At 43.8% G+C, this 21199-nt stretch carries 20 protein-coding genes; 4 read left to right on the forward strand and 16 right to left on the reverse strand.

The features are described from left to right. Window positions 1-94: 94 nt before the first annotated feature. The 8 genes from IEW67_RS08020 to IEW67_RS18135 form a co-directional block, all read right to left on the reverse strand. Window positions 95-1171 (reverse strand): RES family NAD+ phosphorylase, encoded by a 1077-nt coding sequence (locus IEW67_RS08020; RefSeq protein ID WP_188632546.1) that lies wholly within the window; start codon window positions 1169-1171, stop codon window positions 95-97. After that, complete coding sequence (locus IEW67_RS08025; RefSeq protein ID WP_188632547.1) at window positions 1171-2109, reverse strand: sce7725 family protein; 939 nt, start codon at window positions 2107-2109, stop codon at window positions 1171-1173. Before IEW67_RS08025 ends, IEW67_RS08020 begins: the two co-directional genes overlap by 1 nt. Then, window positions 2109-2960, reverse strand: coding sequence for a sce7726 family protein (locus IEW67_RS08030; RefSeq protein ID WP_188632548.1), 852 nt, complete (start codon window positions 2958-2960; stop codon window positions 2109-2111). Before IEW67_RS08030 ends, IEW67_RS08025 begins: the two co-directional genes overlap by 1 nt. Before the next feature lie 226 nt (window positions 2961-3186). Further along, a complete protein-coding gene (locus IEW67_RS08035) occupies window positions 3187-3381 on the reverse strand; it encodes a twin-arginine translocase TatA/TatE family subunit (RefSeq protein WP_188632549.1) in 195 nt (64 codons plus the stop codon). 50 nt (window positions 3382-3431) lie between these two features. Next, window positions 3432-5171 carry a GMC family oxidoreductase gene (locus tag IEW67_RS08040; protein ID WP_188632550.1) on the reverse strand — a complete coding sequence of 580 codons (1740 nt, stop codon included), beginning with the start codon at window positions 5169-5171 and terminating at the stop codon, window positions 3432-3434. 15 nt (window positions 5172-5186) lie between these two features. After that, window positions 5187-6011: a gluconate 2-dehydrogenase subunit 3 family protein gene (locus tag IEW67_RS08045; RefSeq protein ID WP_188632551.1), complete on the reverse strand. Its 825-nt coding sequence runs from the start codon at window positions 6009-6011 to the stop codon at window positions 5187-5189. Between the two features lie 193 nt (window positions 6012-6204). Then, window positions 6205-6930 carry an aminotransferase-like domain-containing protein gene (locus tag IEW67_RS18130; protein WP_229671704.1) on the reverse strand — a complete coding sequence of 242 codons (726 nt, stop codon included), beginning with the start codon at window positions 6928-6930 and terminating at the stop codon, window positions 6205-6207. Then, a complete protein-coding gene (locus tag IEW67_RS18135; protein WP_229671705.1) occupies window positions 6927-7337 on the reverse strand; it encodes a hypothetical protein in 411 nt (136 codons plus the stop codon). Before IEW67_RS18135 ends, IEW67_RS18130 begins: the two co-directional genes overlap by 4 nt. A 718-nt stretch (window positions 7338-8055) precedes the next feature. On the opposite strand from IEW67_RS18135, the gene IEW67_RS08055 reads away from it, so the two are divergent. Beyond that, entirely contained in the window at window positions 8056-9462 is a 1407-nt protein-coding gene (locus tag IEW67_RS08055) for an APC family permease (RefSeq protein ID WP_188632552.1), read from the forward strand. A 306-nt stretch (window positions 9463-9768) separates the two neighbouring features. Here the strand turns inward: IEW67_RS08055 and hutI are convergent, their stop codons facing one another. The 3 genes from hutI to hutG form a co-directional block, all read right to left on the reverse strand. Further along, window positions 9769-11046, reverse strand: a complete 1278-nt coding sequence (gene hutI / locus IEW67_RS08060) for an imidazolonepropionase (RefSeq protein WP_188632553.1) — start codon at window positions 11044-11046, stop codon at window positions 9769-9771. 172 nt (window positions 11047-11218) lie between these two features. Further along, window positions 11219-12895 (reverse strand): urocanate hydratase, encoded by a 1677-nt coding sequence (gene hutU / locus IEW67_RS08065; RefSeq protein WP_188632554.1) that lies wholly within the window; start codon window positions 12893-12895, stop codon window positions 11219-11221. Between the two features lie 44 nt (window positions 12896-12939). Further along, on the reverse strand, window positions 12940-13902 hold the full coding sequence (gene hutG / locus IEW67_RS08070) for a formimidoylglutamase (RefSeq protein ID WP_188632555.1): 963 nt from the start codon (window positions 13900-13902) through the stop codon (window positions 12940-12942). 120 nt (window positions 13903-14022) lie between these two features. Here hutG and IEW67_RS08075 point away from each other — a divergent pair, with 120 nt between their 5' ends. Further along, on the forward strand, window positions 14023-14913 hold the full coding sequence (locus IEW67_RS08075; RefSeq protein ID WP_188632556.1) for a LysR family transcriptional regulator: 891 nt from the start codon (window positions 14023-14025) through the stop codon (window positions 14911-14913). A 143-nt stretch (window positions 14914-15056) separates the two neighbouring features. Here IEW67_RS08075 and IEW67_RS08080 read toward each other — a convergent pair whose 3' ends face one another. The 4 genes from IEW67_RS08080 to IEW67_RS08095 are packed head-to-tail and all read right to left on the reverse strand — an operon-like array spanning window position 15057 to window position 18344. Beyond that, window positions 15057-15359, reverse strand: coding sequence for a PTS lactose/cellobiose transporter subunit IIA (locus IEW67_RS08080; protein ID WP_188632557.1), 303 nt, complete (start codon window positions 15357-15359; stop codon window positions 15057-15059). A gap of 18 nt (window positions 15360-15377) precedes the next feature. After that, window positions 15378-16664 (reverse strand): PTS sugar transporter subunit IIC, encoded by a 1287-nt coding sequence (locus IEW67_RS08085; RefSeq protein WP_188632558.1) that lies wholly within the window; start codon window positions 16662-16664, stop codon window positions 15378-15380. Window positions 16665-16686: 22 nt separating this feature from the next. Then, window positions 16687-16998, reverse strand: a complete 312-nt coding sequence (locus tag IEW67_RS08090) for a PTS sugar transporter subunit IIB (protein WP_188632559.1) — start codon at window positions 16996-16998, stop codon at window positions 16687-16689. A gap of 29 nt (window positions 16999-17027) precedes the next feature. Beyond that, window positions 17028-18344 carry a 6-phospho-beta-glucosidase gene (locus IEW67_RS08095; protein WP_188632560.1) on the reverse strand — a complete coding sequence of 439 codons (1317 nt, stop codon included), beginning with the start codon at window positions 18342-18344 and terminating at the stop codon, window positions 17028-17030. A 393-nt stretch (window positions 18345-18737) separates the two neighbouring features. Here IEW67_RS08095 and IEW67_RS08100 point away from each other — a divergent pair, with 393 nt between their 5' ends. Further along, window positions 18738-19466 carry a GntR family transcriptional regulator gene (locus tag IEW67_RS08100; RefSeq protein WP_188632561.1) on the forward strand — a complete coding sequence of 243 codons (729 nt, stop codon included), beginning with the start codon at window positions 18738-18740 and terminating at the stop codon, window positions 19464-19466. A gap of 29 nt (window positions 19467-19495) precedes the next feature. Further along, window positions 19496-20203, forward strand: coding sequence for a chitin disaccharide deacetylase (gene chbG / locus IEW67_RS08105; protein ID WP_188632562.1), 708 nt, complete (start codon window positions 19496-19498; stop codon window positions 20201-20203). 346 nt (window positions 20204-20549) lie between these two features. Here the strand turns inward: chbG and IEW67_RS08110 are convergent, their stop codons facing one another. Further along, window positions 20550-21158 carry a phosphatase PAP2 family protein gene (locus IEW67_RS08110; RefSeq protein ID WP_188632563.1) on the reverse strand — a complete coding sequence of 203 codons (609 nt, stop codon included), beginning with the start codon at window positions 21156-21158 and terminating at the stop codon, window positions 20550-20552. Window positions 21159-21199: the final 41 nt, after the last annotated feature.

Consider the following 21199-nt stretch of genomic DNA (forward strand, 5'->3'; position numbering starts at 1 on the left):
TAAATCGTTTTACAATTTATTAAAAACCCATAGACTTGATTCACGTCGGCAGCTTGTTTTGGTAATGTAACGAAAGAAAAGGAAATTATGATGGTCACCGTTTTTCAACCTTACTATACTTATAATCTATATTTTCAATCATATAAATTTTGGTATCTATACAATCGAATAATTTCTCATCGAATACTGCCAAGTTAAATCCCGAATCACTAACAGTACTCTTATACTTAACGCCTTGATATCCTCTATTTTTAATGAAATCTATGATATATTGTGATGGTAAGTAATCCAGTGGACCGTCCGTACTGCGAAGGGGTCTGGCAATTTCACTACTTATATCTTTAAGATGAGACTTATTAACAGCATAACGCTTAATATCATCAACCATAAGCGGGCTCGTCTGATCGAGCATGGTGAAATCCACGACTGAGATATTATTTAATGCTTGAAACTCTCCCATTGTTACATAATCAAAAGCCCCTGCTCTTATTTCATGAAGTGTTGTCTTTTCATTATTTGATAAATACAGACACGGTATACCAATTGGATTAGCTCTGCCATCTTTTACTTTATGCATCGGTGGAGCACCCATGTCTGTTTTTTCATAACCGTTCTTCTCCGAAATTCTTGCCCTATAAAACAACATATCTTCTTTCAAATTTATTTCAGAATGTCGACAAAACTCTGCCAATATTTGCACGTTCATTATATTTGAATGAAAACGGTTAACCTTTTTGATTTCATTAACAAAATCCGGCCAGTAATAAATTTGAAGCAATGAATTGTTCCTTAAATAGTCTTCTTCGTTCAAATTGTAAATTCCGATGTCACCATTAAAAAGTCTGGGTGTTTCTTTAAACTTTTCTGGGCATATTGCTTTTATTAACTCCAGGCCTTTTTCTTTAGCATTTGCAAAAATTCCCCACTTGTGTTTTAACTCAAATTCCAATGTTGTAAGATACTGTTTAGGAAAAGTCTCTGGAAGGCTGTCCAAGGGAGTGTATATTTCTAATAAATAATTAAAACTATTTTCTAAATCATCATTTTTGTCCGTATCATAAATATAAACGTTGGTGCTTTCACATACACCACAGTCGCCTTTGACTTTCACTGTACCGGAAATAATGGCTTTAGCTTCCAGGTCATTAAAACAGTTTTCACAACAAATCATTAGACACGGCTCCTATTCAGAAATCCATTTATAAGTTCAATGTGATGCATAATGGCAAGTTTCTTCAAAGAGCCTAAACCAGGATAAGTTTCGTTTGCATAATGTTTCCGAAGTTCGTTTATAGCATTGGTGTCTAGTTGCTGGGACTCATTCCAAGCCATTAATTTATCCAGCGCTTCATAAAATTTACGAGCAGGGTCCCTAATATCATCATTAGAATTCGAAACAAAATGGTGAATCCTCAAAGAGTCCTCCCCATCCAAGTAAACAATATGAATTGCGACGGCCATCGGCGCAAACCCAGATTCAGAAAACTCGGACCCAACAATTGTAAAATCAGAAAACCCTTGAAACCCTTCTTCCATATAGAACAAATGATCTTCTGAAAAGCTTCGATCCTTTTCATTTAGATAGTCGACATTTCTTGCCTTTTTAGGGAACCGGTCAGCAAATAAAACCTTGTTGGTCCTTATTTTTCGTTTAAACGTAATATCATATGGGATTAAATTATACGTTGGCGGATTATCGTGGAAGAATTCCTGATAGCTTGCAATAAATTCCGATCTATTATGAACAAGTAGCAACTCTTCTGGCTTCACCCCATTTAAGGAGAGTTCATTAATTTCGGTACGGCTATCCGCATTCAGAATGTGGCCTCTAATAACATGCTCCTTATTTAACTGCTCCATATACTCCTGCTTATAACTATTATTGTTAAGATTGTCCAATTCGTCTTTAAAATTTCCAACTTGCGGATTGCCAATCACCCCAATTGCCTTATTACAGTTATTAAATGTCTTTAATGTCTTCAGTAATGTCGATGTTGGTTTGATTGGTTCGATTATAGGAATCACATTATCATTAATTAGTCCTTTTTCAGCAAGTTCTCTAACAGCTATAAGCTCAAATTGTCGTCCCCTGAGATATGGGAAATACATTAGCAGATCCCCCTCGTTTTATTTAAAAAATCATGTAATTTACCATAATCACTAGCTTTAAATCCGGAAAAATAAGCTAAATATTTTAACTCATACGGAACGTTTCTAAATTGTTCTTTCTCTTTAATATTCCTTTTCTTTAATTCGTTTAACATGTAGCAATAAGCTATGTTTATATTGATTTGTTCAAAAAGATTGAAACACTCTTTATAATACTTCACCTGAGTGGTAGTCGGTAAATATCCGTAATGGGAGTGGAGAATGGATTCATACTCATATTTACGAAGTACTTTAAACATGGAAGCGTGATGCAAAAATCGGTTATCTGTTATGGCTGGTTTTCTTTCACTGATTGTATTCCGGCTTGTAAGTACGCATATTCCGGTGCTTGTGTCTTTTAATATATTAGTCAGTCTATCCACGTTCGATTCGGATGTCACAACAAACACCTTATTAAATGCGTGGTAATAATCATTCAACTGGGTCTCCAGTCGATCGAAGGAATCCAAATCCGTCTTTATTTCATAAACAGTTGCATAACCATTAATCAGAACAAAATCAGCTTTTGACGTATTGATTGGGAGCTCAGCCAATGCCGTTGTTGTATTCATATTGTGACGGCCGAGCAACAGTTTATTAAGCAAGGTATTTTTGTAAAAATACTCATTTCTGTAATGCTTAGCCAGATAACGATAAAGGTTACTTATTAATTCAATATTTTTTGCGGGACGGCTTTTATTTACATATCGTTGAAGGCATGCAGTAAATACTTTATTCGTTTTCCCATTAATAAGACCGTGAAAAGTTCTATGGTTAAATACCCTGTTCAGTAAGACATGATTAGATGTCATAACAATCACCTTTTCGCTCAAGTTAGTTATGATATGTTCATCATAGCATATTGCAGCGAGAAAACCACAAAAATGTTCCCAATTTGAGTATTTGATTTTAACTCCCAAAAATTTTTATTTTAAACATTCTTACTGTAAGATGAACCATTAAAAGAAGCATGGGGCTCCTCCTGAATTCAGAACACTCCATGCTTCCTTTGCATTTCTAACCTTATAGCATTCACCGTCACCGCTCTTTTTCATCGGAATCACGCGCTGATTCATCGCTATCCGTCATCAGATCATTGGCCGAGCTTTTGAACTCCCGCAATGTTTGTCCGGTTGCCTTACCGATTTCAGGCAGTTTTTTCGGACCGAAAATGATCAGAGCCAATGTCACGATTAAAATCAAACCCGGTATCCCAATATTCGCTATTCCCATCACGTCACCTCATCTATACATAAGATATTCCCCGGTTCAGCGGCCAAATCTTAGGCGTTCTGTTTTCCTTTTACGAGCTGACCGCCGTTTTTGAGATATTTTTCAATGCCCTCAGCTGCCCGGTATGCGAGTGACCCGATCGTGACCGTCGGGTGGTGTCCCGGAAAGTGCGGAAATGCCGATCCGCCGACCACAAAAAGGTTGTCCACATCCCACATTTGCAGATAATTGTTGACAGCGGACGTTTCCGGATCATCACCCATAATGACACCACCTGCATAATGGCCACCTTGGTATATATGATCAAACTCTTTCGGAATGTCATCCTTATCAATTATATCTGCACCCATTTTTTCCATAATTTCCGTGCATTTTTCGATACCGAATTTGGCGATGTTCCGATCCTGGTCAGTATATTTATTGGTTACACGGAGCAACGGATCACCGAAATCATCTTTATAGGTCGGATCCAAGTCCATATAATTATGCCACCATGACATGATCGCTGATGTATACCAGGTTGTCAGGTTCCGGTATGCATAAAAGTTCGCATTTTTCTTGAATTCAGATCCCCAATTAGGGGTGTCTTTTGGAACACGGTTGCTTGTGATAGCCCCTTCTCCATACTGTCTGAGTTCAATGGCACCACCATTAATGAAATCGACATCCGAATGGTCAAAATTATCAGCGGCAAAATCGCTCATGGTTCCGCCGAGTGCGCCCGCGCCCCCGTAGAGATTGAATTTCTTATCTTTGAAAAAGCCTCTGGCTCCCAGAAAGGTAATATTCATCTGCCCATTGAAATTTTTGCCGATAACCCCTGTTCGGGATTCCGGGTTATACGGTTTGCCTATCTCCGACAACATTAACAGACGATTATTGGTGAAAGTGAATGCGGCCAAGACAACGACATCGGCCGGCTGTTCAAATTCCTGACCGGTTTCTGTATCGACATACATCACACCTTTTGCTTTATTGCCGCCATCATAAAGCACGCGGCGAACGTAGGCTTGCGTCCGCAGTTCGAAATTATCGTGTTTTTGAGCGGTCGGGATGACAGTCATCAGCGGATCCGATTTAGCACCAAAGTCACAACCATAATAATGGCAAAAAGCGCAATACATACAAGCATTAAGTGTTTCGCCATCAGGATTTTCGTATTGCTGTGAGACGTTAGCCGATGCGACCTGATAGGGATGATAGCCTAATTCCTTCGCGGCATCCTTGAACAGCCGGACAGGCCGTGATTCTTTCAACGGTGGATTCGGGTACTCATTCGAGCGCTCCGGTCCCAATGGATCCGCTTCTCCTGAAATACCGGCCGTCTTTTCAAAGCGATCATAGTATGTCTCCATTTCATCATACGTAATTCCCCAGTCCTGAATCGTCATGCCGTCCGGTATTTTGTCCTTTCCGTAACGATCCACCGTCTTGCTGTATATTTCAAAATCATATGGTGTATAGCGGTAAACGGCTCCTGCCCAGTGGACGCCGCCCCCGCCGGTATCGGTTCCCGCCATCATTTCATCCCGGGTTCTGACCGGTAATGCTTGTTCATCCATGGTGTTGCGGGACGTAATGGTTTCATGTGACAAATCCTGCATCATTTGATAGCGATTCATAAAGCGCAGTTCATCTTTAACACCTGTATAATCCTCTATATTTTTCTTGTCCCCTCGTTCCATGGCTACCACTTTCTTACCGGCTTTGGCCAGTTCAGCAGATATGACACCACCTGCCCAGCCTGTTCCAACGACAACGACATCCACTTTATCCAGTTTTTTCGCCATGTCTGCTACCTCCTATCATGATTGATAATCCCGCAAGCTTTTAGGTTCCATTTTGACAAATTCATCACTTGTCACTTGCTTCGTATAACTCATGCGCGGTCCTGGATATTCCTTCATTTTCCAGCCCATCATATTTCGATTGCCGCCATATACCGGATCAGAAAAGGCGCCTTCCAGCGTCATTTGCCGCAGAAGATTGAAAAACGTGATGCCCGCCACGCCTTTCATATCAATTTCCCCATTATCAAACGCCTGCAGTACGTCATCCTGCTGGTCAACTTCAAGATCAGTAAATTTGTTATCGAATTTTTTCTGACTGACTTCATTCATTCGTCTAAGCCCCTGAATGTAAATATCACCCCTGTTCAGTCTTGTTTGGTATCTCGGGGTGCGTGACGGCGCTTGCGTACTTGTATTGGGCCCTGACTTATCCTGTTTGGTATCCATATGCTGATATTTTTGCGTCTGTCTATTTTGATAAAAGGGATCTTTCATGTAAGCTTTCGCATTGGTTCCCCAAGATCCACTCAATTGCTTATCAATGAAATATGGAACTCCTAACTCAATCGCACCCGGACCTTCGTCGTCTTTGGGAAGAATACGTTCCGTCGCGGCTGCCAATGTTTCAAAGTCTTCTTTACGACTGAAAAATGTTCGCGCTTCCTGTAAAGATTGGGTAGCTTCCTTATTCTTGGTTTGCGTATCAGAATCATCCTGAAATTGGCTTGTTAAAAGACCGCCAAATAACGAACCACCAACAACACCTCCAGCTACCATCCCTGTATTCTTAATAAATCTGCGTCGGCTTTCATCGGTTTTTTCCTGACCGTCATCTGCCATATCATCTTCCTCCTAACCATCATCGATATAAAAGTTCCATTAATATCTATATTTTGTCCAGGTTTTCCAAAACAATACAGAAAAAAAGAAGGCGCGTGTCGCTCAAAATGAGGCACGCGCCTTCTCTCTTCATCCAATCACCAAGCCGCCGTTCCAACCATATTCAACTCAATAGTGCGAAAAGCGGCAAATCCTAACAAACCCCCCGGTATAAACGATCGACTGCCTCGCTTATGTCGTCTTCCTGAATATTTGCAAAGCCCATAACGATTTGGTTATATTCCGGGTGTCTGTCATCTTTCTTCAGTAAAAAGTGTTCGAGCGTATAGATTTCAAGCTTTTCCTCTATTGCCTTTGTTCTTATGGCGTTATAGCTTTTATCTGTATCAAACTCAGCCAGAAAATGAAGACCGGCCGGCACATCCTGAATTCTCACCTTGTGCTGAAACCTTAAATGGAGCTCATTTACTAATTGTTTTCGCTTCTTATTATAATGCTGATTCATCCGCTTAATGTGTTTGGCATAGTCACCACTCTCAATAAAATAATGCAGCGTATATAATTGAAGCGAACTGCATCCTTGTATCCGGTCGGAATAGTTATGTTGATATAATTCAAGTAGGTCAGGCGGCAAGACCATATAACTGATTCGAAAGCTTGGCAGCAATGTTTTAGAAAAAGCACCGAAGTAGATGACACGCTGAGTTCGGTCGAGGCTCTGCAAGGATGGAATATTATCTGTGCCATATTTGAATTCACTGTCATAATCATCTTCTATAATATAGCGATTCTTACCGGTGGCAGCCCAATTTAACAATTCAATTCGTCTGGATATCGGCATGATATTACCAGTTGGAAACTGGTGTGAAGGAGTGATAAACAGAAATTCAGGATCCGCTGCTTCTATGTCATTGATCACAATCCCTTCTTTATCCAGCTCGATAGCGCTTCTGCCGATGTTGCCGCGCTTCTGCCGATGTTCCCGCGCTTCTGCCGATGTTCCCGCTCTTCTGCCGATGTTCCCGCGCTTCTGCTGATGTTCCCGCGCTTCTGCCGATGTTCGGGCGCTTCTGCTGATGTTGCCGCGCTTCTGCTGATGTTGCCGCTCTTCTGCTGATGTTCCCGCTCTTCTGCCGATGTTCCCGCTCTTCTGCCGATGTTGCCGCTCTTCTGCCGATGTTCCCGCTCTTCTGCCGATGTTCCCGCTCTTCTGCTGATGTTCCCGCTCTTCTGCTGATGTTCCCGCTCTTCTGCCGATGTTCGGGCGCTTCTGCCGTGGCTGCGTCCCTGAGTTGATGACGATTTGTTCAGGTTCGCAAATGACACCGCGCGTTAGAGCGATTAGATCGGAAATGGCCTTTCGGACGGTATAAGACCCTTGGGAATGCGCTATCTCAGATAACGCCTGTTTATGATATTTGATGGCTGTTTGCTGGCTTTTTGTCCATTCATGAAACGGAAATTTGGAAACATCGGTTTCAATATGCGAAAAAGATAACCATCTCTTAACAGCCTTTATACTGTATTATGTGAATTTATAGACTAGTATGAAACCTGATTGGTATAATGAAAAGTACCAGAATTCAAATAAATAACGACCAGAGTAATGGTATTTGATTACATTTCATATTGATAAACGACAAAATGCCGATTATATTTATAAGCAAATTTATGAAACAGTAAAGCACTTTATATTGGAACACAATGTTTCTGTGGATAGTAAGCTACCGTCTAAAAGGGAGTTGGCCCATGCAGCCGCTTTGCGGAAGACTACATTTATACGGTCGAGCGGAAAAGCTATTTCATCTAGGCTATTTCGCATTTTATCAGTGATTCTTCTGCAAAGAAACGCGAACTGCCTGAACACTTAAAGAAAACGTTCAGCGACCCTTGTGTACGGACTGTTGAAAGCGATTACTTTTAGGAGGGAACGATTATCGTGATGACGACAAAAAACGTGCCCAAATTGGATCAATGACTCCACCGTCTTACAGTGCATTGATCACCTTTTTACATGGATGAGTCAAAGATGAGGAGGATTACAATGAAAGACCGAAAACTGCTGAAGATTCTGGGCAATAAAGATGTTATTGCGCTTGCTTTTGGCGCTATGATTGGCTGGGGATGGGTGGTCACAGCCGGTTTATGGGTGACGGAAGCCGGATCTCTTGGTGCGATCCTGGCATTTCTGATTGGTGGTTTGCTTGTTGTGCTAATTGGACTGACATATGCTGAATTAGCCTCTGCCCTGCCGCTTGCCGGCGGGGAACTTGTCTATTCATTTAAAGCGATGGGACGGACAGCCTCGTTCATTGCAACATGGGCCGTCATACTCGGTTATGTATCGGTTATAGCATTTGAAGCCGTTGCATTGCCCACCGTCTTCGAATATCTAACGCCAAATTACAGTCAAGGTTATTTGTATACACTGGCAGGTTGGGATGTCACGGTTACGTGGGCTGGAGTCGGCATTATTGGGTCTATTATCGTTGCATGGGTCAATTACCGGGGAATTAAACTGACGTCATCGATTACAGTGATTTTAACGGGGCTGATTCTTGCTGCCGGTGTTCTGCTGATCACCGGCGGCACGGCGAGCGGCAGCGTGGAAACTATGGAGCCGTTTGTTGCAGCAGGCTCAGCAGGCATTATGACAGTCATTATCATGACACCATTTATGTTTGTTGGATTTGATGTCATCCCGCAGGCAGCCGAAGAAATCAATGTCCCGCAGAAACGAATCGGACAGCTGCTGATTTTCTCGGTGCTTCTTGCTGTACTATGGTATGTGGCCGTTATTTTTGGCGTATCCCGGATGCTGAGTGCGGCCGAACTGAACGAATCGAATCTGGTAACCGCTGATGCCATGGCGAAAGCATTTAGCGACAGCCGACTGATGGGTAACTTTCTCGTATTAGGCGGCATAGGCGGTATATTAACAAGCTGGCTTGGCTTTTACGTCGGAGGCAGCCGCGCCATATATGCACTTGCCAGAGCAGGTATGCTTCCTAAATCATTAGGTGAACTGCACCCAAAATACAATACACCGCACAAAGCTATTATACTGATCGCTGTTCTGTCCACCGCTTCTCCGCTTCTGGGACGTCCTGCACTTGAGTGGTTCGTTAATGCAGGTGGACTTGGTCTCGTTGTTGCATGGATGATGGTTGCCCTCTCGTTTATTATTCTGCGCAAAAAAGATCCAGAGATGAAGCGTCCGTTCAGACTCTCCGGCGGCACCTCCATCGGCTGGATTGCCGTCGTCATGTCAATCGGTATTGGCATTCTATATATGCCGGGCATGCCATCAGCACTTGTTTGGCCGTACGAATGGGCAATTATTGGTCTGTGGGCCATACTAGGCTTTGTCCTGTACAAAGTGTCCATGGGGAAATATGGCGCCCAGCATGCGAATAAACGGATGAAAGAGGAAATCGACCGAATTGCTTAGATAGGAAATACCGCCTATCTCTCTATAAAACTTGAAACAGCATTTCCTGATGAGGAACTGCTGTTTCTTTGGATTATGGTAGTTTCAGGCATTATAGTAGCAGCGCTGGATAGATTGGAATTTCGGGAACATGTTTCCATTCGCGCGCCCATGTTTCAGCTCTCCGGAACATATTCCCGTTCGCGCGCCCATGTTTCGGCTCTCGGGAACATGTTTCCGTTCGCGCGCCCATGTTTCAACTCTCCGGAACATAATTCCCGTTCGCGCGCCCATGTTTTCGTTTTTCAGATCAGCCCTCCCAAGCGTTTAGTTTTCCAATTGTCCTCCAGCGACTACGAATTGCCCTCTTTTCACAACCCCATCAATATGGTTCATGCCATAATTATACGACAGCATTAAGTAGTTCGGCACATCAAAAATGGCGATATCCGCTTGTTTTCCTACCTCCAAGCTGCCGATTGTGTCGGCACGGTTAATCGCATGGGCGGCATTGATTGTTGTTGCACTCAGCACTTCTTCGGGAGTCATGCCCATTTTCAAACAACCCAAATTCATAATGAACTGCAATGACAACGTCGGGGACGAACCTGGATTGGCATCGGTGGACAAGGCGACCGGCACACCGCTGTCAATCATTTTTCGCGCATTGGCATACTCGGCCATTAAGAAAAATGCCGTACCAGGCAGCAACACACCTATGACATTATTTCCGGCCATTTTGCCGATACCTTCCTCAGAAGCCTTCAACAGATGATCTGCCGAAATAGCTCCAACTTCCGCAGCCAGTTCAGCACCGCCATACGGTTCAATTTCATCAGCGTGAATTTTCGGTACGAGCCCATGCGCTTTACCGGCTTCCAAAATCCGTCGTGACTGATCTGGCGTAAAAACCCCGCGCTCGCAAAAGACATCATTAAAGTCAGCCAATTTGCGCCGCGCCACTTCCGGAATCATCTCCTCAATTACCCGGCTGACAAATGGCTCCGGATTCTCTTTTTCATCAACAGGAACGGCATGTGCTCCCATAAATGTGGAAACAATGTCCATCGCATGATCCTCGTTCAGCTTAGCGGCAACTTCCAATTGTTTCAATTCATGCTCCAGTGACAAACCATATCCGCTTTTAGCTTCCACAGTTGTTACGCCGTATTGGAAAAAGGTATCAAGACGTTGCTTGGATTCTTCATGCAGCTGATCAAAACCGGCTTCCCGTGTTGCCCTTGTGGTCGCATGGATACCGCCGCCAGCATTCATAATTTCCATATACGACTGACCTTTCAACCGCATCGCATATTCATTTTCCCGAGTGCCCGCATGGACCAGATGCGTATGCGGGTCAATAAGGCCCGGTGTGACTGTCTTACCCGTGGCATCCACAACCTCAGCAGCGGCACTATCGTCTTTGTATCGCTGTTTTAGTTCTTCCAGCTTCCCGACCCCCTTGATTTTGCCGTCCACCACAAGTACACTGCCATTCTCTATCACGTTCAATTGCTGCATCGCATTTTGTCGGGCCGGCTTTTCTGTTTTGCCAGCCATCGTCACAACCTGGGATGCGTTTTTAATGAGTAACGATGATGCCATAGTTCTACCTCCTTCTTTTGCTCCATACTTAATTTGCTGCCGGGTGGTTATTTTAACGAATGTCTATCTATAGCGATTCCCGCTCTAACTACAGCGATTTTTGTGTATACTACAGCGATTCTCAGCCAATCTACAGCGATTCTATTCTCATCCTAGCAGCAGCAACCACGTCTTACCGCTCCGCTTTATTATTCAGCATTGGAATCCGGACGCCTTTTGTGCGTGCTGTTTCCTCTGCCAGTTCATAACCTGCATCCACATGCCGGGCTACTCCCATACCCGGATCGGTTGTCAAAACTCTTTCCAGGCGGACTTCTGCATCTTTTGTGCCGTCTGCCACGATGACCATTCCGACGTGCAGCGAATAGCCCATGCCGACACCACCGCCATGATGAACACTTACCCAGCTGGCGCCGCCAACACTGTTGATAAGAGCATTTAAAATCGGCCAATCCGCTACTGCATCACTACCATCCTTCATGCCTTCCGTTTCCCGGTTTGGCGAGGCAACCGATCCCGAATCCAAGTGATCGCGCCCGATGACAATCGGTGCTTTTAATTCACCGCTTGCGACCATATTATTGATGATTTTCCCAAAGTGCGCACGTTCGCCGTAACCAAGCCAGCAAATCCGGGACGGCAGACCTTGAAAACTGATTTTATCCCGTGCCATGCGGATCCAATTGCAGAGTGATTCATTATAGCTGAACTCACGCAAAATCACATCATCTGTCTTATAAATATCTTCCGGGTCACCGGATAGAGCAACCCAGCGGAACGGCCCCTTGCCTTCGCAAAATTGTGGTCGGATATATGCCGGAACAAATCCGGGGAAATCAAATGCGTTGGTGACGCCTTCATCCTTGGCAATTTGACGAATATTGTTGCCATAGTCAAATGTAATAGCACCCTTTTCCTGCATGGTGAGCATCGCTTCCACGTGCCGGGCGATACTTTTACGCGACAATGCGGTATAATTGGCTGCGTCTTTTTTCCGTAATGTTGCCGCCCCTTCTAATGTCATATCGATGGGCACGTAACCGTTCTTCGGATCATGAGCTGATGTCTGATCGGTCAACACATCCGGGATGAATTCTCTGGCAATCATGTCCGGCAACATTTCCGATGCATTGCCGAGCAGTCCGATTGAGAGAACGGTGCCTGCATCACGCGCCTCCCGTGCCAGTTGCAGTGCGTGGTCCAGATCATCCGCTTGCGTATCCAGGTAGTTTGTTTCCAGGCGGCGATTAATCCGATGCTGATCCACTTCCACCGCGATACAGACACCCTCATTCAGCGTTACCGCGAGCGGCTGCGCACCACCCATGCCACCGAGTCCTGCTGTCAGCGTGATCGTACCTTTCAAACTGCCGTCAAAATGCTGCCGGGCACATTCGGCAAACGTTTCATATGTTCCCTGCACAATGCCCTGACTGCCAATATAGATCCAGCTGCCAGCTGTCATCTGTCCATACATCATCAGCCCTTTCTGATCAAGCTCATTGAAATGATCCCAGTTCGCCCATGCCGGGACCAAATTGGAATTGGCAATCAACACTTTCGGCGCATCCTCATGCGAGCGGAACACCGCCACTGGTTTACCTGATTGCACAAGGAGGGTCTCGTCATGTTCCAGGCGCTTCAGTTCCCTGACAATAGCTTCATAGCTTTCCCAGTTGCGTGCCGCTTTTCCAATACCGCCATATACGACGAGTTCATCCGGATTTTCCGCTACTTCCGGATTGAGATTATTGTGCAGCATCCTGAGCGCCGCTTCCTGCAGCCATCCTTTTGTATGCAATTCTGTCCCGTGATATTGTTCGACCGGCCCTTTTGTTTTTCCCGTCATGTCATCATCCCCTTCAAAATTATTAAAACGCTTTCAAATAGTAACTATTGATGAAGTGCCCGCATGGTTTCGGCAACAAGGTTGGCAGCAAGTTTAACGGTCTTGTGACTTTCATCAACAAGCGGATTCACCTCTGAAATATCAAAACTGATGACATTGCGTTTACCCGCCACATAGGTTAATAGGCTTTTCACCGTTTTCGGGTCCAAGCCCAACGGCGACGGCGCACTCACACCCGGTGCCGCATATGCTGCAATCGAGTCGGTACAGAGTGTCATAATGATCGCGTCATGCCGCTTGGAGAACACATCAATCATTGCAAATGTATCCTGATAATCATTGGCATCGATATCTTGTTCCAAAATATAGTCACACCCAAGTTCACGGGCTGTTGTAAACAAGGCTTGCGTATTGCCGAATTCCTGAATACCCAGACACAGATAACCAGCCTGGTCATCCGTTTCCAAAATCTGTTTAAACATCGTACCGGATGATGGCTCCGGGTCATCCCGCATGTCAAAATGCGCATCAATGTTAATGATTCCGATCGTTTTGTCCGGGCCCATATATTCCCTAACTCCAAGATAATGCCCATACAGCGTTTCGTGCCCGCCGCCAAGTATGATCGGTGTCGTATGTTTATTTAATATGTGTGCTGTATGCTGGCCCAGCTGCACCTGTGCTTCTTCAAGCGCGCGACCTTCACAATGCACATTGCCGGTATCAACGGATGTGATCCCTTCACCCAGATGATAGGGCAATTTCGCTAATTGCTCACGAATGGAATCAGGCCCTTGAGCTGCACCTTGCCGACCTTTATTTCTCCTGACCCCTTCATCACTGACAAAACCGATAATGCCAAATCTATAGTAACCTGCCTCCAAATCATCCAAATCCTTCACCGAAACGACCTGATGAAAACGGAATTGTGCCGGGTTAGAGGCATCGTCCACCCTGCCGGTCCAAAGCTGTTGATCTGTTAATGTATAAATGACGAACCACCTCATTACTCTGCTTCAATTATTCTGAAAATAACACCTTTCGTTAATAGTGTAATTCATTTATGGTATAATTTCTAATACTCAGTTTTTATTGTTTGATAGCTTTTGTCTATGGAGGAGAAAACAGTGGATATCCGGCAGTTAACGTATTTTATCACAATAGCCGATGAAAAGAACTATACACGTGCGGCCAACAACCTGCATATTTCACAGCCTTCCCTGAGCGCTTCGGTTAAAAAACTCGAGGAAGAACTTGGTCTGATACTCATTGACCGGTCAGAACGCGAGCTTCGGCTGACCAGAGAGGGACAAACGCTCTATCAAGAGGCTCAAAAACTGCTTCACCACTATGAACACGTCTCATGTGAGATGGATCGCCTCAAACAGCAGGGACCGCTTGAACTGGCTATCGGGCTGATTGAATCATCAATGTTTTTTATCCCCGATGTTCTGACACAATTTAAACAATCACACGAAAATGTTCGTATTAGCCTGATTGAAACACTGAGCCTGGATGATGTCGAAAAAGCACTCAATAATTTTGAGATACACCTGGCTATTACCAACCAGTACATTCATCAGGAAGCCATCGAAACTATCCCTATTTATGAGGAAAATTTAGTAGCACTCCTTCCGCCCGGTCATGCCTTGGGCCAACGGGATATGCTAAACATGCAAGATTTAGAGGGGGAAAATTTCATCGTCTGCAAAGAGGGGTTTCAAACACGACAGGACACTCTGAATGCCTTCAGCAAAGCAAGCGTCAAACCAAATATTCAATATGAAATTGAACGGTTCGAAACGGGATGCCGCCTTGTAGAGGACGGACTGGGCATTACCATAGTCCCGGAAAACTATGTCTCGTACGCGAGGCAAACGGACTGCACGATAAAGCGCATTAGTGGCACCGGTATTTCACGGATTGTTTACCTTGCCTATGATAAGAATCGGTACCAGCCACCGATTGTGGTGCATTTGATCGAATTAATCAAGAAATTTTTTGCTTCATCACAATGATAAGGTAAGGCGTTAGAAAAACTCTGCATTCGCCTCGCCTTATAGCGAATGCCGAAGCTTTTTATAAGGTCATCCATAATTTATACTTTCTGACGTTATAATAAAAAGGCATCGACATAATCGATGCCCCACTGAACGATGTCTTATATCTGCTCATACAAGTCAACAAATTCTTTTGCCAGATCCTTGAACGTTGTTGCCGTCATCAGATGATCCTGTGCATGAACCAGAAGCAGTGAAAGTTCTGTCTTCTCACCACGTGCTTCGTCCTGTATCATTTCAGTCTGTTTGGAATGGGCTTCCTTCAATTCGTTTTCAGCACTCTCAATTAATTGATTGGCCCGGTCCACTTCCTTTTTTTTAGCATGTTGAATCGCCTCCATGGCATCGCTCTTAGCATCACCGCTATTCATAATGATTCCCATGATAACTTGTTCCATGTCCATCGTTATTCCTCCTGGTTATTAATCAGATTCCTTTTCGTTTTGTTTTTGGAGATAGTTTCTTGCCGCAATTTTCACAAATGGCAAGTATATGACAACTGCAATGACAAAGTTTATCGCTGCAAGTGCTCCGCCGCGCCATGATCCCGTCGCTAAAAATCCGCCTATCACAGGTGGAGTTGTCCATGGTATAAATGCAACCGTTTTAGGTACGATCCCTATCGATATCATCGTATAACTGAATACCGTTAAAATAACGGGGGTAAGCAGAAATGGCAAGAATAAAATCGGGTTTAACACAACCGGATATCCAAATAAAATAGGTTCGTTAATATTAAAAAGTCCAGGTGCAGCTGATAACTTTGAGACCTGATAATAATGTTTGTGATTTCTGGCAGCAATCAAGACAGCTGTTATCAAGGCAAGTGTAGCCCCTGTACCACCCAAATACATAAATGCATCAAAAAATGGCTTGGTGACAATGTACGGAACTTCTGCTCCTGATTTAAACGCTTCAGCATTTGCCTCAATAGCCGGTAAATAAACTGCCTGCATGATTGGCTCCATCATATTTGACCCGTGCAGACCAAAGAACCACAATAAGTGAATTAACAAAGCAATCAGTATCGCCGCGAATAACGTATTGGATAAATGGGATATCGGCGCCTGAATAAGATTAAAAAACCATTGATGAACGGCTGGCGTATTCAGCCCAATTAAGATCGCTTCAACCAACGCAAAGATTGACAGCGTTATCATAGAAGGGAAAAGAGACGAAAATGACTTTGAAACAGCCGGTGGTACCCCTTCCGGCATCTTGATCTGCAGACGCTCATTCCCTAACAGCCGTGTGAAAATTTCGGTTGATACAAGGGCCACTATAATCGCAATGAATAACCCTTGAGCACCGGACCAGGAAATAGGCAGACCTGCCCCTTCTGCTATGGGCCGCATCATGATAATCAGTGATGCAACCGAGACAATGCCCGATGAAAGGACATCTTTGTCATAAGATTTCGCCAACTGATAAGCAATCGTAAATGCAACTAAAATGGATATAATCTGGAACGTGCCTTCCCATAGATTACCGCCAAACTGCTTCCACACATCTCCGCCGAAAATATTAGTCAAAAAATCTTGATAAGGTCCAATTGGTAAATTATTAATCAGTACCGCCATTGAACCCAAAATCATAAGCGGCATAATCGTTACGAATCCATCACGAATCGCAACGAGATGCCTTTGTGAACCAATCCTGGATGCAATGGGAACAAAATATTTTTCCATAAATTCGATAAAACGATTCATATGATGCATCCCCTTCTATAAATTAGTAGTCGGACAGTTCCTCCAATGCACTTTCCAGCACTTTCTCTCCGTTCACCATCCCATAGTCAACACTTGCAATCACCTGTACCGGAACGTGGTACGCGTCGAGCTTCTTCTCCAGTTTATCTTTCAAAAAACGCACTTGCGGTCCAAGCAACAACATATCGATTTCCTCAAAGTGATCACTCGCCTCAGCTTCCGATACTGCAAAAATAGTCACTTCTTCCCCTTTTTCCTCTGCGGCTTTTTCCATTTTTGTCACCAATAGACTTGTTGACATTCCTGCTGAGCAAACTAACATGATGTTTTTCATTTTCCAGCACCCCTTTTTAAAATTAAAGACTACGAAACTTGCGTAAATTGCGGTAGATATTCTTTATGCGCCTTCAGCAACTCATCAAGCAACAATTTACTACCTTTTTCATCAGCTACCAGTGGATTCATAAGCATAGATGTGTACGCATCATAATAATTGCCGGTTACAGCTGCTTGAATCACCAATTCTTCAAATGCTTTCATTTGACTTATGCTTCCTTGTATGGTCGATGGCAGCGGGCCTGATGCAATCGGACGCGGACCGTGTTTCGTAATGACACTGTTCACTTCAATCACACAATCATCCGGCAAATCAGGTATAGCACCATTATTGAGAGTATTTACCGTCTGTATATCCTCTTTGTTATTATAAATGGAATCCATCAGACTACAGGCCACATCACTATAGTAAGCACCTCCTCTTTTTTCCAGTTCCTTGGGCTTCTCTTGTAAATCCGGATTTTTATACAACTCAAATAATGACTTTTCCAATGTGTGTACTTTCTCCGCACGGGTTCCATTTTCTCTAAATGCCTGTATATCTTTTTCAAGCACTTCACGTGTCTGGAAGTAATATTGATGATATGGATTGGGTAAAAGATTCATAGCTTCAATGAATGTTTTTGACCATCCGAGACTAACAATGTTGGCAGGTGAATAATCCAGTTCTTCGCCTGCTAATTTCTGCAGCACTTCTTGTGTCCGGTCAATCCCTTCTGCGTAAATTTTTTTACCGAATACAAAATGGTTCAAACCGACAAATTCGATTTTCACAGTCTCAGGCGGCACTTCAAGAATTTCCGCCACGGAATGACGCATGTTGAACGGAATGTTGCAAACACCAATCACCTTTTTGTGTGCTGAGTGTCTGAGAACCGCTTCGGTAACCATTCCGGCGGGATTTGTAAAATTAATGATCCACGCATTTGGACAAATTTCCTGAACATCCTCAGCAAGATCAAGTAATACCGGAATCGTTCGAAAAGCTTTAAAAATACCCCCTGCTCCATTAGTCTCCTGCCCAACATACCCATGACGAAGCGGGATACGTTCATCTTTTTCACGGGCATTCAAACCGCCAACACGAATTTGTGTGGAAACAAAATCCGCACCTTTCAACGCCTTTCTGCGATCAAGCGTACATGTGAGATTAATAGACTTACCAGCCTTTTGAATCATTCTTTTAGCCAGTTCTCCGACAATATTGAGCTTTTCCTGGCCGGGCTCTATGTCAACCAGTGCAATGTCAGTCACGGGAAAAGAGTCATAACGATTTAAAATACCCTCGATAATCTCTGGTGTATAGCTTGATCCACCCCCGATAATGGCTACTTTTAACGACATATTTTTTCATCTCCCTACTCTAAGTTAGAAAAGCGCTTTCAATATTTGATTATTTAAAATGTATCATACAATACTAAATATGTCTATACAATATTTTAATTTGTAATTACAATTTTGTGAGTTGTTATTATGTGATTTGTATTGTAAAATTCAGGCTATAAATGCGTGTTCAAAAAGGAGGATAAAAAGACGTTTAAGACGGCGCAGTTTCGAGTAGCGAAAGGGTATGCCTTTGGATACATGAACACAAATAATGCCGCCCTGAATCCGCTTCGCACGTAGGAAAAGTGTTTTTCTTTTCCGAGGAACGGAGAAACAAGCCAACGAAGAAATTCGAAGTGTCATGGTTACCGGAATTTTTGAACAACCTCTATAAGAACTGAGGGGATTATTATGGATAAAAAACAATCGCTTTACGCGTATATAAAAAGTGATATACTCAATAAAATTAAAGCTGGTGACTACAAAGTAGGCGAAAGAATTCCCACTGAGGTCAAACTTTGTGAAACGTTTAATACAAGCAGGACCACTATCCGAGCGGCACTTAATCAACTGACGATGGAAGGATACTTAACCAGACGGCAGGGAAGTGGAACGTTCGTTGCTGACAAAAAGTTACAGCAAACCCTCTCCAACACCGTCCATCATTTTAATGATCAGGTAAAGGTGCAGGGGAAAAAACCCGACATAACCCTAATCGATATAAAAGTCGTCCCGGCAGATGACGTACTGCAACAAGAGCTTACAGTCAATCCGGATGACCCAATCCAGCGCATTGAGCGAGTGCGCAAGGCAAACGGACAGCCAACACAATATGAAATTGCTTATATCCCATGGAACATGGCGCCGGGAATCACAAAGCATCATGCCGAAACGTCATTATACCGGTCTTTAAAAGAAAACTACGGCATCCATGTTGATAAAACAACTGAACATATCGAAATAACGTTGGCTGATGAACATTTGAGCACCTATCTGGAATGTGACCCCGGCCTACCATGTTTTTACATTGAAACCATTGCAGAAGATGATAGCGAAAATAAAGTTGAATTTTCGCGTTCTTACTTCAGAGGGGATAAAACGAACTTTGTGATTGAGCGGAATTATCCGTCAACCATATGAACAAATGACACCACAGGAGGAGGTAAGGCATGAAAGTTTTATTTAACGCTGACGACTTTGGATTAACAAAGGGAATAACCGACGGCATTATAAAATCCCATTTGCATGGCGTTGTACAATCCACAACCATGATGATGAACGGGCGTGCAGTAGATTATGCCGTTCAGCAAGCAAAAAAGCTTCCAAATTTAAACGTCGGGGTGCACCTTGTCCTAACATGGGGAAAGCCCATAAGTAACTCCGTCTCGGGATTACTTGACCGTGATGGGTATTTTAAATACACGAATACATTTAGGGAAATGGAACCACCAGACCCTGACGACGTGGAAAAAGAGTGGCGCGCACAGATCGAGGCATTTTTGCAAAAAGGACTACCTCTCCACCACATCGACAGCCACCACCATATACACGGCTGGGAACCGTTAAACGAAACAGTCAGAAAGCTCGCAACCGAATACGGTGTGCCTGTACGCCGTGTTGATTCACTGCAATCCCACCCCGGGATCCTTCTAACTGACAAATTATGGCTGGATTTTTATGGGGATGGTGTAGGTGAAAATGTGTTTGATGAATTGAAGAAAATCGACGCACCATCCGTTGAGGTGATGACACATCCCGCATTTGTGGATAAGGAATTAAAAGCGGTAAGTTCCTATGCAGAAAAACGGCAGGAAGAATTGAACATATTGTGCAGATTAAAAGTACCGGATTGGGTGGAATTAGCCGACAGTGAGTAACCATTAACTTACACACTTTATTTGGCAAACCCAGCCGACATATGTTGGGGTTTCGGGCTAATATTTTACGATATCACGCCCATGTTTGTCGTCTCGGGAACATGTTTGCGCTCTCCGGAACATGTTTGCGCTCTCGGGAACATGTTTGCGCCCTCCGGAACATGTTTGCGCTCTCCGGAACATGTTTGCGCTCTCGGGAACATGTTTGCGCTCTCGCGCCCATGTCCATCCTCGCCCACTAAGCTCGTTCTTTCAAAGACAAAAATTTACCGGCTGAAGGAAGTATACCCTTTCCTTCAGCCGGTTCATCAACCATTTCACACGTTACGACCGTTCATATTACGTTTCATCGTGCTGCACGACGCTGACGCTTAGCAACTTCTCCCGGCTGCAAACGAAAAATTTTTAAACCTAAACGGGTCAGCGGATACAGAAGCCTTGAGCACTTTCTCATTAACAAGGCGGCTACCGTCCCAATAACAAGGCTGCCTAAAATATCCGTCGGCCAGTGAACACCGGTATAAACTCTGGAAAACATAACGAGAATGGCAATGGCCGTAAAACTTCGGCTGATCCATTTATTCTGTCCCCAGGAGGCTGCCGCAAAGCCAAAACTTCCCGATGTATGGTTACTTGGAAAAGACGCATCCGCTTCATGCGGAATCAATTGATCATAACTATCCGGCGGTAATGTGACAAACGGACGCTCGCGAAACCAAACATGAGCGATTATAAAGTTAATGGCAATAGCAAGAACACCGGAGAAAAAAGCAATAACCAGCGTATGCCTGGATTGCGGCTTTGACCGTGGAAGCACAAACCAAAACAGCACAAATAGGAGCGCATATATTTCTATAGCGTGCTGTGACATGAACATCATCACGTAATCGATCCACAACACATGGCCTGATAGACTATTTATCAACTGGTAGATTGTTTTGTCAAAAACATTCATGGCTTCCCCACCAACTTTCCGGGAAAATAATCTATTTCCCA

The organism is Lentibacillus kapialis, assembly GCF_014646635.1.
GTDB lineage: Bacteria > Bacillota > Bacilli > Bacillales > Amphibacillaceae > Lentibacillus > Lentibacillus kapialis.